This is a genomic window from Psychrosphaera sp. HA2-10, assembly GCF_055693745.1.
The window spans coordinates 1,813,970-1,827,595 of sequence record NZ_CM146341.1 but is presented as its reverse complement, the minus strand read 5'-3'; the positions used below and the strand labels follow the sequence as shown (position 1 = coordinate 1,827,595).

At 39.8% G+C, this 13,626-nt stretch carries 15 protein-coding genes; 11 read left to right on the top strand and 4 right to left on the bottom strand.

What is annotated here, in order from left to right; all coding sequences use genetic code 11:
• Positions 1–128: 128 nt before the first annotated feature.
• Positions 129–1,802, bottom strand: a complete 1,674-nt coding sequence (gene ettA, locus ACZ1GV_RS08465; RefSeq protein ID WP_472673783.1) for an energy-dependent translational throttle protein EttA — start codon at positions 1,800–1,802, stop codon at positions 129–131.
• Positions 1,803–2,024: 222 nt separating this feature from the next.
• On the opposite strand from ettA, the gene ACZ1GV_RS08460 reads away from it, so the two are divergent.
• From ACZ1GV_RS08460 to ACZ1GV_RS08415, 10 genes are all read left to right on the top strand, one after another.
• Positions 2,025–3,131: a response regulator transcription factor gene (locus ACZ1GV_RS08460; RefSeq protein ID WP_472673782.1), complete on the top strand. Its 1,107-nt coding sequence runs from the start codon at positions 2,025–2,027 to the stop codon at positions 3,129–3,131.
• A 147-nt stretch (positions 3,132–3,278) separates the two neighbouring features.
• On the top strand, positions 3,279–4,535 hold the full coding sequence (glyA, locus tag ACZ1GV_RS08455) for a serine hydroxymethyltransferase (protein ID WP_472673781.1): 1,257 nt from the start codon (positions 3,279–3,281) through the stop codon (positions 4,533–4,535).
• A gap of 80 nt (positions 4,536–4,615) precedes the next feature.
• Positions 4,616–5,116 carry a transcriptional regulator NrdR gene (gene nrdR, locus ACZ1GV_RS08450; protein WP_210562175.1) on the top strand — a complete coding sequence of 167 codons (501 nt, stop codon included), beginning with the start codon at positions 4,616–4,618 and terminating at the stop codon, positions 5,114–5,116.
• Positions 5,117–5,124: 8 nt separating this feature from the next.
• Entirely contained in the window at positions 5,125–6,324 is a 1,200-nt protein-coding gene (gene ribD / locus ACZ1GV_RS08445; RefSeq protein WP_472673780.1) for a bifunctional diaminohydroxyphosphoribosylaminopyrimidine deaminase/5-amino-6-(5-phosphoribosylamino)uracil reductase RibD, read from the top strand.
• Between the two features lie 26 nt (positions 6,325–6,350).
• A complete protein-coding gene (locus ACZ1GV_RS08440) occupies positions 6,351–7,010 on the top strand; it encodes a riboflavin synthase (RefSeq protein WP_210562177.1) in 660 nt (219 codons plus the stop codon).
• 25 nt (positions 7,011–7,035) lie between these two features.
• Positions 7,036–8,145, top strand: a complete 1,110-nt coding sequence (gene ribBA, locus ACZ1GV_RS08435; protein WP_472673779.1) for a bifunctional 3,4-dihydroxy-2-butanone-4-phosphate synthase/GTP cyclohydrolase II — start codon at positions 7,036–7,038, stop codon at positions 8,143–8,145.
• Between the two features lie 90 nt (positions 8,146–8,235).
• Positions 8,236–8,700 (top strand): 6,7-dimethyl-8-ribityllumazine synthase, encoded by a 465-nt coding sequence (gene ribH, locus ACZ1GV_RS08430; RefSeq protein WP_210562179.1) that lies wholly within the window; start codon positions 8,236–8,238, stop codon positions 8,698–8,700.
• Between the two features lie 9 nt (positions 8,701–8,709).
• Positions 8,710–9,129, top strand: a complete 420-nt coding sequence (gene nusB, locus ACZ1GV_RS08425) for a transcription antitermination factor NusB (RefSeq protein WP_210562180.1) — start codon at positions 8,710–8,712, stop codon at positions 9,127–9,129.
• A 28-nt stretch (positions 9,130–9,157) separates the two neighbouring features.
• Positions 9,158–10,135, top strand: a complete 978-nt coding sequence (gene thiL / locus ACZ1GV_RS08420; RefSeq protein WP_472673778.1) for a thiamine-phosphate kinase — start codon at positions 9,158–9,160, stop codon at positions 10,133–10,135.
• A gap of 6 nt (positions 10,136–10,141) precedes the next feature.
• Entirely contained in the window at positions 10,142–10,621 is a 480-nt protein-coding gene (locus tag ACZ1GV_RS08415; protein WP_472673777.1) for a phosphatidylglycerophosphatase A family protein, read from the top strand.
• On the opposite strand, the gene ACZ1GV_RS08410 is transcribed toward ACZ1GV_RS08415, so the two are convergent.
• Both ACZ1GV_RS08410 and pssA read right to left on the bottom strand, forming a co-directional pair.
• Positions 10,622–11,410 (bottom strand): chemotaxis protein CheW, encoded by a 789-nt coding sequence (locus ACZ1GV_RS08410; protein ID WP_472673776.1) that lies wholly within the window; start codon positions 11,408–11,410, stop codon positions 10,622–10,624.
• 68 nt (positions 11,411–11,478) lie between these two features.
• Positions 11,479–12,297 carry a CDP-diacylglycerol--serine O-phosphatidyltransferase gene (gene pssA / locus ACZ1GV_RS08405; protein WP_472673775.1) on the bottom strand — a complete coding sequence of 273 codons (819 nt, stop codon included), beginning with the start codon at positions 12,295–12,297 and terminating at the stop codon, positions 11,479–11,481.
• Positions 12,298–12,379: 82 nt separating this feature from the next.
• On the opposite strand from pssA, the gene ACZ1GV_RS08400 reads away from it, so the two are divergent.
• The gene (locus tag ACZ1GV_RS08400; RefSeq protein WP_472673774.1) at positions 12,380–12,802 is read left to right on the top strand and encodes a DUF4124 domain-containing protein; all 423 of its coding nucleotides are present in this window, start codon (positions 12,380–12,382) and stop codon (positions 12,800–12,802) included.
• A gap of 94 nt (positions 12,803–12,896) precedes the next feature.
• Here ACZ1GV_RS08400 and rnt read toward each other — a convergent pair whose 3' ends face one another.
• Positions 12,897–13,595 (bottom strand): ribonuclease T, encoded by a 699-nt coding sequence (rnt, locus tag ACZ1GV_RS08395; protein WP_472673773.1) that lies wholly within the window; start codon positions 13,593–13,595, stop codon positions 12,897–12,899.
• Between the last annotated feature and the right edge of the window lie 31 nt (positions 13,596–13,626).

Here is a 13,626-nt window from a genome sequence, read left to right as displayed (position 1 = left end):
TGACCATCCTTACGTATATCTATTGTAATAGTAATAGCATGTAAGTGGATGATTAAAAAGTAACGAGGGTAAAAAAAATACAAAAAAAACGCCACACTAAGATGACGTTTTTCATAGATATTAGATAGTTACTTTAATCTTTTGTATTTAATACGATGCGGTTCAGCGGCTGCTGCACCATAGGTTTTTTTCAACCATTCCTCATACTCAGTGTAGTTACCTTCAAAAAACTCAATATGGCCTTCATCGCGGTAATCCAGAATATGCGTAGCGATGCGGTCTAGGAACCAACGGTCATGGGAAATAACCATTGCGCTGCCCGGAAACTCCAATATTGCGTTTTCTAGTGCTCGTAACGTTTCGACATCAAGGTCATTGGTTGGCTCATCGAGAAGTAAAACATTACCACCCGCTTTAACAAGTTTGGCTAAGTGAACTCTGTTTCGCTCACCACCAGATAAATCGCCAATACGTTTTTGTTGATCAGAACCTTTAAAGTTGAAACGACTAACGTAAGCTCGTGAAGGCACTTCGAAGTTGCCAACCTGAATAATATCGCTCCCTTCGGATATCTCTTCATAAACAGTCTTAGAATCATCCATACTGTCACGGAACTGGTCAACAGACGATAGTTTAACTGTGTCACCAACTACAACATTACCCGAATCAGCTTGCTCAGCACCACTTAGTAGCTTAAATAATGTTGATTTACCTGCGCCGTTTGGACCGATAATGCCAACAATACCACCTTTTGGAATTGTGAAACTTAAATCATCAATGAGTACACGATCTGAAAAGCTCTTACGAAGGTGCTCAACTTCAATAACTTTGTCGCCTAATCTTGGACCTGGCGGGATAAATAGCTCATTAGTTTCATTTCGTTTTTGATAATCGTTTTGTTGCATCTCCTCAAAACGAGCTAAACGAGCTTTTGATTTCGATTGGCGGGCTTTAGGATTAGAGCGAACCCATTCCAACTCTTGCTGTATCGACTTTTGACGTGACTTTTCAGTGCGTTGTTCTTGCGCTAAACGCTGATCCTTTTGCTCAAGCCAGCTTGAATAATTACCTTCCCAAGGAATACCTTCACCACGGTCTAGTTCTAATATCCAGCCAGCTACGTTATCAAGGAAATACCTATCGTGAGTAATAGCAACAACGGTCCCTTCATATTCATGTAAAAAGCGCTCTAACCACGCAACCGACTCAGCATCTAAGTGGTTAGTTGGCTCATCTAAAAGTAACATGTCAGGCTTATCTAGCAGGAGTCTACAGATTGCAACTCGGCGACGTTCACCGCCTGAAAGGTGTTCAATTGTAGCGTCCCAAGGCGGTAATCTAAGAGCGTCAGCTGCGACTTCAAGTTGGTGCTCTAAGTTATGACCGTCTTTAGCTTGAATAACGGCTTCTAATTCACCTTGTTCTTTTGCTAATGCGTCAAAGTCTGCATCTTCTTGGGCGTATTCCGCATATACTTCATCAAGACGCGCTAGCGCGTGCTTTACGTCAGCTACAGCTTCTTCAACTATTTCTCGTACTGTTTTAGATTCGTCTAAAACCGGCTCTTGAGGAAGGTAACCGATATTGATGCCAGGCATAGGTCTAGCTTCACCTTCAATTTCAGTATCGAGTCCTGCCATTATTCTTAGCAGGGTGGACTTACCTGCACCATTTAAACCTAGAACGCCAATTTTAGCGCCTGGAAAAAAGCTTAATGAGATGTCTTTTAATATTGTTCTTTTTGGTGGAACCACTTTACTTACGCGGTTCATTGAGAAAATGAATTTATCAGGTAAAGCCATTTGATTTCTTTCTTTTTTGAACTAATTGGTGAGATATTTTAGGACATAGCTAACGGTTATAGCAAATTACTTTTGGGGTTAACGGAAGTGACATTAACGACGGCGAACAAAATGTACCTATTTTCATGCTAACCAGATAAATTTAAGGCGATTTTTTGCGCAATCTGAGTTTATGAATTAGGCTTTTTATATCTGGTCTAACTTGATGGGGCTCCTTTAAAAATGACAGACAAGAAAAAGATATTGGTTGCGGATGATGATCAAGGAATTAATCTGTTATTGGTTAACTCACTTGCTCAGAAGTTTGAAGTTCATTCGGCATTTTCAGGTGCTGGCGCCTTGTCTGAGTGTGCAATTCACAAGTTTGATTTAGTGCTGTTAGATGTCAACCTCGGCGACATCAACGGTAAAGAAGTTTGTAAGACATTAAAAAATAATGGAGCTGAGAAACCGCCACTAGTCATTTTTATATCAGGCGATCAAGATCAAGAAAATATTATCAGTTGTTTTGAAAATGGCGCAGATGACTTTATTGCTAAACCTTTCTCGCCATTGCAGGTGTTAACGAAAGTTGAGGCGTTACTAAAATATGACGTAATGATTGAAAGTCTGCAGTCTCAGAGTCAGGAGTTAACCAGCTTAGTTACGACGACTATGTCGCAAGCCTCTAGTTATGGCTCGTCGTTACAGATGGTAAAACAACTTAATCATGCAAACTCGGAGAGTGAAATAGCACAAACGGTATTTAGTTTCCTAGCATCCCAAGGTCTGCATGCCGCTATTTATTTAGTAAATGACAAAAACACGAGCTGTTTTGATCAAAGCTCAACGGTGTGTTCGCCTATTGTAAAAGAAGTATTCGAGCTTACTCACAATAAACAACGAATTAAGAACTTAGGTAGTCGCCTAATGGTTTCAGATACCCATTGCTCTATATTAGTTTTAGATCCACCTAAGCCTGACGAAGAAGCATATGGTATTTTTATTGATATCATTACTGTTGTCATTGAGGCTGTTGAAGCGAGGTTTATCGGCTTTTTAAGAGAGCAGGAACTAAAGTCGTTGAACAAGGAATTATCGTTAGTAATAAGTCAAATAAACACAGATGTTGAACAAGTAAGGCAAGATAAGCAACAATTAATGGACGATATCATAATGCAGATAGGCTTGAGTTTTCATAAGCTCGATTTGACCATTGAACAGGAAGAATATTTTACAAAATTAATGGAGCAAACATTACTATCACATGATGAAAATAATAACGTTTTGATGACACTCCAAGGCCGACTGCAAACGCTCGTTAACGAAATGAAAACGCTACTGAATTAGCATAGTCTTGCATTTTAAATAACGAGTTCATAAAAGTAATCGATTTAAGTTAAAAAATCTCATTGTTAACATATGGGCTTTTGATAAAGAAGTGCGTATTATAAGCGCCTCATTTGTTTGTTATATAACCAGTACCGAGGTGTAATAATGTTAACTCGTGATATGAACATCGCAGATTTCGACCCAGAACTATGGGAATCAATGCAACAAGAAACTCAACGTCAAGAACACCATATTGAGTTGATTGCTTCAGAAAACTACACAAGTCCACGCGTTATGCAGGCTCAAGGCTCTCAATTAACAAACAAATACGCCGAAGGTTACCCTGGTAAGCGCTATTATGGCGGTTGTGAGTATGTAGATGTAACTGAACAACTAGCAATTGACAGAGCTAACGAGCTTTTTGGTTCTACATATGCAAATGTTCAACCGCACTCAGGCTCTCAAGCAAACTCGGCGGTATTTCAAGCTTTATTAAATCCGGGCGATACTTATTTAGGTATGAGTCTTGCGCATGGTGGCCATTTAACACACGGTTCACATGTTAACTTTTCTGGTAAAACGTATAACGCGATTCCATACGGCCTTGATGAAGAAACTGGTGAAATAGATTACAAACAAGTTGAGCAACTTGCCGATGAACACCAGCCAAAAATGATAATCGCAGGATTTTCAGCATACTCAGGCATCGTAGATTGGGCACGTTTTCGTGAGATTGCTGATAAAGTAGGTGCTTATTTATTTGTCGATATGGCACATGTAGCTGGATTAGTGGCTGCTGGTGTTTATCCAAATCCGGTCCCTCATGCACATGTTGTTTCTACAACTACTCATAAGACCTTAGCGGGTCCGCGTGGAGGTTTAATCATCTCGGGTGCGAACGATGAAGATCTGTATAAAAAATTAAATAGTGCGGTTTTCCCAGGTGGACAAGGTGGACCTTTATGTCACGTTATCGCGGCTAAAGCAGTAGCCTTTAAAGAGGCACTACAACCTGAATTTAAGGAATACCAAGCTCAAGTGTTATTAAATGCACAAAAAATGTGTTCAGTAATGCAAGAGCGCGGTTACAACATTGTTTCAGGTGGCACTCAAAACCACTTGTTTTTAGTTGATTTAATCAATAAAGATATTACTGGTAAAGAAGCTGACGCTGCATTAAGTAAAGCGTTTATTACAGTAAACAAAAACTCTGTACCAAATGATCCTCGTTCTCCGTTTGTAACATCAGGTCTTCGCTTGGGCACACCTGCGGTTACTCGCCGTGGCATGAAAGAAGCGGAAATGGTAGAACTTTCTAACCTAATTTGTGATGTGTTAGATGATATTAACAATGAAGCGAGCTTAGCTGCGGTGAAAGAGAAAGTTGTTGCGTTGTGTGCACGCTTTCCTGTTTACGCCTAGTCTATTTTTTACAGCAAAAGCTGTGTTAATATTTAAAGCCGTGGAAACACGGCTTTTTTATTATTCGTAGGAAAATACATATGCATTGTCCATTTTGCACGGCAACGGAAACCAAAGTAATTGACTCTCGTCTCGTTGGCGGTGGCTCGCAAGTTCGCAGGCGTCGTGCATGTAATGAATGCAATGAAAGGTTTACTACTTTTGAAGGTGCCGAGTTAGTCATGCCTAAAGTGGTGAAACGAGACAGTAAACGAGAGCCATTTAATGAAGAAAAGATGAGCGCCGGAATTCTTCGTGCTATTGAAAAAAGACCCGTTTGTACTGAACAAGTTGATCAACTTATTCTTTCAATCAAAAAAGAAATCAGAAATACGGGAGAGCGAGAGATTTCGTCAGAGTTCATCGGTAGTCTCATTATGGATGGACTGGTTCAGTTAGATAAAGTTGCGTACGTAAGGTTTGCCTCGGTCTATCGCTCCTTTGAAGATATCAAAGAGTTTGGCGAAGAAATTGCTAAAATTGGTCAGCAAGTAGACTCAGCCAAAGAGTTAAAAAGCCGCCAATCGAAACTATTTGAATAAGACTACTAATGCCTAATAACAAGTCAAGTAAGCACTATACTCTTCAAGATCATGAGTTCATGGCCAGAGCCATTCAGCTTGCTAAAAATGGGACATATACAACATCACCGAATCCAAACGTCGGTTGTATTATTGTTAAAAATAACAAGATAATTTCCGAAGGATGGCATAAAAAAGCGGGTAGCGGTCATGCTGAAGTTAATGCGCTGGCAGATGTATCGGTTGAAGACTCTATTGGTGCTACGGCATATGTTACATTAGAACCTTGTAGTCACTATGGTCGCACACCACCCTGTGCACTGAGGTTAATTGAAGCGAAAGTGGCAACTGTGTTTGTCGCTATGCTTGATCCGAATCCACAAGTTGCCGGTAATGGTGTCGCAATACTAAAAAGAGCTGGTATCGAAGTGCATGTCGGGTTGTTAGAGGCCGATGCTCGAGCTTTAAACCATGGTTTTTTTAGTCGTATGGAAAAAAACAAGCCTTTTGTCCGGGTAAAACTAGCAAGTTCATTGGATGGAAAAACAGCGCTTAGCAACGGCGAAAGTAAATGGATAACAGGTCCCTCTGCGCGTGCAGACGTGCAAAAATATAGAGCAGCGAGTTGCGCAATTCTAACGACTGCACAAACGGTTTTAGTCGATAATGCAAGGCTAAACGTTCGTGAAGAACAACTCGAGTTTATGTACCCTTACAGTGATGTTGTTACTCAAATTCGTCAGCCAATTAAGGTTGTTTTAGACGGACATAATAGAATTAAACGCTCGACAATAGATGCGCTTGATTTGTTTAATATTGACTTGGACTCAAATAACTTAGATACGCCAGGTATTGTGATTATAAAATCAAATACTGGTTTGTCAGAGTTCCAAAAAGAGTTTGAAGATAGAGGCGATATCCGCATTATAGGTGCGAACTATGACCAACAAAGCGGTTTTGATATAGACCAAGTGTTAGCTATTTGTAGTAGCTTGCAAATCAATAACTTATGGGTGGAAGCAGGAGGAAAGCTTGCTGGTTCTTTTATCGTTAGTAACCAATTTGATGAGCTTATTGTCTATGTCGCACCAAAACTGATGGGTTTAGGCGGAATGGATTTAGTTCCTTTTGGTCCACTTGAAAATATGTCTCAAACAAAATCACTCAATTTACTAGACTGTAGAGTTGTAGGCGAAGATATTCGTTTAACATACTCACCAAAAGTTTAACAACGCTAATAAGATATGGGAATACTGTGTTTACAGGAATAATTGAAACAACTGGCAAAATCAAAAGCATCAATCGTCTTGGCGAAGACTTCCGAATAGAAGTGGAGTCATCAACCTTTGATTTTTCTGATGTGCATTTAGGCGACAGTATCGCTACAAACGGCGTTTGTTTGACCGTTGTATCAAAAAGTGCGAACTCCTACCAAGCCGATGTATCGAATGAAACTATAAAGTACACGGGCTTTAAGCATTATCAAGCCGGACAAACTGTGAATTTAGAGAAGGCGATGCTGCCTACCACTCGTTTTGGTGGGCACATGGTTAGTGGTCATGTAGATGCGGTATGCCACATTGCTTCTATATACGACAATGGCAGAGCAAAAGACATTTGGATTAGCATACCGAGCCAACTTTCAAAATATGTCGTAAAAAAAGGCTCTATTACGGTTGATGGTATAAGCCTTACTGTAAATGATGTTACGGATGGTCAATGTAAGTTGACAATTGTACCCCATACCTTTGCTGAAACAACGTTAGCGAATGCAGTGGTAGGTGATGCAGTAAATATTGAAATAGATATAATAGCAAGATACGTAGAACGACTGCTCGGACAGGCAGCTGGTGGAGAGTCTTCATCAGGTGTTGATATGTCTTTATTGGCGCGAGCCGGTTATCTGAAAAAATAAGCTTCACCCTAAATTGGTAGAAAAAATGAAATTAAATACACCAGAAGAAATAATTGAAGATATTCGTCACGGTAAAATGGTTATCTTGATGGACGATGAAGACCGAGAAAATGAGGGTGATCTGATAATGGCGGCAGATATGTTGACGCCAGAGCATATAAACTTCATGGTGACACACGCTCGAGGTTTAGTTTGTTTGCCGATGACAGAAGAGCGAGCTCGCGCGCTAAACCTAACGTTAATGGTTGATAATAATAATGCTCAGTTCGCTACGAACTTTACTGTATCAATAGAGGCTGCTGAGGGCGTTACCACAGGTATAAGTGCCGCAGATAGAGCAAGAACAATTCAAGCAGCTGTAGCAGCCGACGCTAAACCATCCGATATCGTCCAGCCGGGGCATATTTTTCCACTGGTGGCTAAAAAAGGCGGTGTTCTAACGCGCGCAGGACACACTGAGGCTGCAGTAGATTTAGCCCGATTAGCTGGCCGCACAGACTCTGGTGTTATTGTTGAAATTTTAAATGAAGATGGCTCGATGGCGCGTCGACCTGATTTAGAAATTTTTGCTAAAAAGCATGATTTAAAAATTGGAACGATTGCAGATTTAATTGAATATCGAAATCTAAATGAAACGACGGTAGAGCGAATTGCAAGCTGTAAAATACCTACGCAGTTTGGTGAATTTAACTTAGTTACGTTTAAAGACACCATCGATGAGCAGCTACATTTTGCAATGGTGAAAGGCGATTTAAACACAATGGAAGCGCCACTCGTGCGTGTTCATTTACAAAATACATTCAGTGACTTATTGAGCTCTGACCGTTCAGTTAACAGAAGTTTTTCAATTGACTCAGCATTAAAGAAAATCGCCGACGAAGGTGGGGTTCTTGTCTTATTAGGTAAACAAGAAAGCAATCAAGAACTTATTAATATTGTTAAACGCTTTGAAGCTGAAGACAATGGCGATAATTTACCACCAGCTAAATGGCAAGGTACCTCTCGAAATGTTGGCGTGGGCTCGCAAATACTTGCACAGCTTGGCGTTAACAAAATGCGCTTATTAAGCTCACCTAAAAAATACCATGCACTTTCGGGCTTTGGCTTAGAAGTTGTCGAGTATGTAAGTGAATAAGATCTAAGATCGCGCGATCTGCTAACATCTACTAATATGTTGTGGTATTATCGCGCAAAATTTTTTAAAGATAAGAAATAAGGTTTACGAATGAACGTAATCGAAGGCAATTTTCGTGCTACAGGTAAAAAATTCGCAATTGTAGTATCTCGCTTTAACCACTTTGTGGTTGATAGCTTGTTAGAGGGTGCAGTTGATGCATTAGAGCGTCACGGCGAAGTGAATCAAGACGATATAACAATTGTTTATGTTCCTGGAGCTTATGAATTACCATTAGCGGCGAAAAAGATTGCAAAGCGTGGCGATGTAGACGCTATTATTGCGATTGGCGCAGTTATTCGCGGCGGTACGCCTCATTTTGATTTTGTGGCAGGCGAGTGTAACAAAGGCTTAGCTACTGTTTCTCTTGAGTTTGATATTCCAGTAGCGTTTGGTGTAATTACGACTGATAGCATCGAACAAGCGATAGAGCGTTCTGGCACTAAAGCCGGTAACAAAGGTGGCGAAGCTGCCCTTGGTGCGCTTGAAATGGTCAACGTAATGGATCAAATCTAAGGCACTCTAATGAAACCAGCAGCACGAAGAAAAGCGAGAGCGTTAGCGGTACAAGCTATTTACTCATGGCAGATTAGCCAAAATCACGTTAGTGATATTGAGCAACAGTTTTTATTAGACAATGATGTAAACAAAATTGATGTCGAATTTTTCAAAGAAGCGATTCGCGGTGTGGCGGCTCATTACAAAGAGCTAGATACGGCTTTAACGCCATATACAGAACGCCCTTATGAAGAAGTGGATCAAATTGAAAAAGCAATAATGCGTCTGTCTGCCTTTGAACTTAAGTTTAGAGTTGATGTGCCATATAAAGTAGCTATTAACGAAGGTATTGAGCTTGCTAAAAAGTTTGGTGCTGACGATAGCCACCGTTTTGTAAACGGTGTACTTGATAGAGCCGCAAAAGATCTTCGAATTCCTCTAAGATAATTCTACTGATACCAGAAGGGAAATGGTTATGAAAGAGTTTGAAATGATTCAAACTTACTTTTCAGGCCGTGGTCCGCAACGTAAAGATGTTACTGTCGGCGTCGGTGATGACGCCGCTTTAATAAAGATGCCGCAGGATAAGCTGCTCGTTGTTGCAACAGATACCATGGTTGAAAACACTCACTTTTTTACAGATACAAGCGCTCGCTCAATCGGACATCGATGTCTAGCAGTTAACTTGAGTGACTTTGCTGCAATGGGAGCAGAGCCAGCATGGGCGTCTGTTGCTATTACATTGCCTACTGCAGACGAGCAGTGGGTAAAAGAGTTCGCAGACGGTTTATTTGAAATTGCCGAATACTATAATGTCCAAATTGTTGGTGGCGATACCACTCAAGGTCCTCTTGCTGTAACAGTTAGTTTGAAAGGGTTTGTTACTGAAGGTAAAGCGCTTTTAAGGTCTGGTGCAAAAGCAGGCGATTGGATTTATGTCACAGGTGAACTAGGCGAGTCTGCGTTAGCTGTTGAGTCAAAGTTAAAAGATTTAACTTTTCCTAGTGATATCGCTGAGCATATTCAGCAACGCTTCGACTTTCCAGTGGCTCGAATTGCGGCTGGTCATGTAATTAGGCATGCTGCAACTTCGGCATTAGATATTTCGGATGGACTGATTCAAGACTTAGGGCACATTCTTAAAGCATCAAATGTTTCAGCTAGAATTGATGTTGAACGTTTGCCTATCTCACACACGCTTTACGATGCGGTTGGTCAAGAAAAAGCAATCAATTTGGCATTAACAGGTGGTGAGGATTATGAAATTTTATTCACAGTACCTGAGCAACAAAAAGGTTATCTCGAGCAAAACGCGACAGCAATGGGCGTTAAGTATACCTGTATAGGTCAAATATATGGCGGGAATACAGGTATTGAATTGACCTTTAACAATGAACCATTTGAATTAAAAGGTGAAAAGGGCTTTCAACACTTTTCACATGACGACGAGTAGTAATAAATGGAAAATCCAGCAGTAAAGTTCAATTTGTGTAATAAAGTTCATTTACTTGCTACTGGTTTTGGTAGTGGATTAGCGCCTTTTGCACCTGGTACATTTGGTACGTTAGCTGCTATTCCTCTTTACCTTGCTTTTGTATATAGCCCAGCATATTTGTTTTACATATTTACTGTGTTCACCTGCTTAGTAGGCCCATATATTTGTGGTAAAGCGGCGTCTGACATAGGTGTTCATGACCACAAAGCAATAGTGTGGGACGAATTTGCAGGGATGTTTATTACACTTTGTTTTGTACCATTTAGTTGGACGGCGATTGCGGTAGGTTTTGTTCTATTTCGTTTTTTTGACATCGTAAAACCTTGGCCAATTAGCTACCTCGACAAACATGTTCATGGTGGTCTTGGCATTATGATTGATGATATTGCCGCTGGTTTTGCCGCCGGTATTTCATTGTACTTTTTGATGCCTCTACTTTCATAGTCACGCCGTTTGAGATAAATCAGATAGCTTGATAGAGCCTGAATCGGGAAGCTTGAATAAAGCCGCAGGATCAATTATTAAGCTATGCTTACCTTCGAGTTGAATAAGGCCTTTTAACATCGCCTTGGTATCATTTTCTAAATCAAAACCCACCGAAGTGACACTATCTAACCCCTTAATGTCACTTTCTTTTACGTGAATGTTATCTTTTACTTTGTCTACGAGTAAACCAACATGCGGGTTTCTATCGTCTATCGTGGTAAAAATAATAATAGGTTTATATGTATATTCAATATGCTCAATAGCAGAGTCAAAAAGTTGGTTAATTTTCGTTAATACTTTACTTATTTCTACATTCTCATCACTTTGCACGGCGCCCCGTTTAGAAGTTTTTGCTAATAGGAGTTCAATGCTTTCAGCAATTTTTGTAAGTGCAATCGATAAGTCTGAATCTTGGCTTTTGAAGGACTCAAGCCACTTTTTGAAAACAACTGGCTCATATGAGCTGCTTTGATTAGAAGTTGAGTCAAACCAATTGTTTAATGATTGTTTATGAAGCTGTAACTGCTCAATTGTTTTTAAATTAAACTCTTTTGTTGACCTATTATTTAAAATCCGGCCTAAGTCAAATATTGGAACTGGCACATTCATAAACTCTTTTGCACCAAGAAAATTAGGATTATTGTTTGGTACTTCCGTCAAATTGTTTCGATACTGCTCGGTCAGTAAGATATTTAAAATGGCAAGTGATATGGTTTTAGAACCAACCTCAAAGTTGACAAAGTCCATTAGCTACTCCTATGTTCTTGTATTTTATTTAGTCTAGTTGAGACGTCATAGACTACAAGAATTTAATGCTAATCCTTTGATTTAGTATCAGATGAGGTCACATCGCTGTTTTCACAAGTAGTATCTTTTTCAAAATCAGCATCCGCTGCAGTGGAAAAAGAAGACAGCTTAATTGAACTAAAGCCAAATGCAGGGCCGCTAAAGGCATACAGAAGAAAAACAATAAATAGAACTTCCGCAGGACGCGCAGCAATAACTACAAAAAGCATAACAACAATTAAAAGACTTAAAAATGTATGTTGCTTCGCCCATTTGATCTGTTTAAATGCGCTATATCTAAAATTACTTACCATAAGTAAGCCGGCACTCACTGTTATAATCGCGGTCAGTACTGAACTTAATTGGTTATTTATATCAAAACTTTGTTGAATCCACACTGCACTAGCTAGTAAAGCAGCTGCTGCCGGAGAAGGTAAGCCTTGGAAATAGTTTTTTGACGTCGTCGACAGTTGGGTATTGAAACGCGCTAGGCGCAGTGCTGCACACGCAACAAAAATAAATGCTGATAGCCAACCTAACTTTCCAAATGATGTTAAACAAAAATTAAACGCGAGTAGTGCTGGCGCAATGCCAAATGATACGATATCAGCCATGCTGTCATACTGCGCACCGAATTCACTTTGTGTGTTGGTCATTCGCGCCACTCTGCCGTCTAATCCGTCAAAAATCATAGCGATAAAAATAGCGATAGCAGCATGTTCGAAATTACTATTTATTCCAGATATAATTGCAAAAAAACCAAAAAATAAACCTGCTGTAGTCAGTAAGTTTGGTAATAAGTAAAACTTTTCTTTATGCTGAGGCTTTGACGAATTATTACTATTCATGAAATATTCTTTTATTTTCTTGGTAAATAAGGATATAAAAGCACAATAGCATATAAAAATTAAAGGACAAAAAGGGGACTAGATGAAGTTTTTAATAATTTTCTGCGTGTTCTATATGGGAGTTCTGCACGCTAGTTCTCAAAAAGTGAAGGTATATCGCTGGATAGACGAGAAAGGCGTTGTTACTTTTAGCGAATACCGCCCACAAAATAGTAAATATGAAGAGTTAGAAATTGAAGGCGATCGGGTTTTACGAGGGAAAGAAGCGTCAAACGCTATTGAGTTGCCATTAAGCAAAAGTGTAGATGATGATTCAATGATAAATGAACTGAATACCCAGGCTAAACTATATTGCGACAAAGCAAAACATAACTTGAAAGTTTTAGAGTCTTTTAACTCTGTTCGTGTTTTGGATGAAAAAGGCAAACCAAAAACGTTATCTGAAAAAGACGTCGCACAACAAAAGCGTCTAGCCAATCGCCAAATCGAATTGTTTTGTAATTAAATTGTTTTGTAATTAAATTGTTTTAAAAGCTTAATTGTTTCAAATGAGCAGCGAAATAAAATGTAAAACGCTGCTTATTACTTCCTATACTAATTTATTCGCTTTCTTTTTCAGACTCACCTACATCAGCGACTTCTGGTATTGGCCAGCCGCCAAGGTCTTTCCAGCGATTTACCATGTAGCAAAATAAGTCAGCGGTTTTTTCAGTGTCGTACTTTGCCGAATGAGCCTCTCGGTTATCAAAACCTAATCCTGCGCGTTTACAAGCTTCTGCTAGCACGGTATGACCTAAGCTTAGTGCGGCAAAAGAGGCCGTGTCAAAAGTTACAAAGGGGTGAAATGGAATACGTTTGTAATTGATCCTCTCAATGGCGGCCATCACAAAGCCATGATCAAAAGCGGCATTGTGCGCGACGATTACCGAACGATTACAACCGGCAGCTTTTTGTCCTTTTCGAATTTCCTTGCATATTTCCTTTAGAGCATCCGATTCACTTACAGCGCCACGCAACGGATTGAATGGGTCAATACCGTTAAACTCGATTGCAGCCTGCTCTATGTTCGCGCCCTCAAAAGGCTCCACATGAAAATGAATCGTTTTATCTCTGAGCAAAACACCATTTTCATCCATTTTTAATGTAGTGGCGGCTATTTCTAGTAACGCATCTGTTTTAGCATTAAAACCGGCCGTTTCGACATCAATAACAACAGGATAAAAACCTCTAAAACGAGAGCTCAATAAATTTGGATCCGATTTGGTTTTCTGATTTGTTTCGTTGGAAGATTCTGTCACGGGACTCACATAAGACTGTTTAAGTTACCCA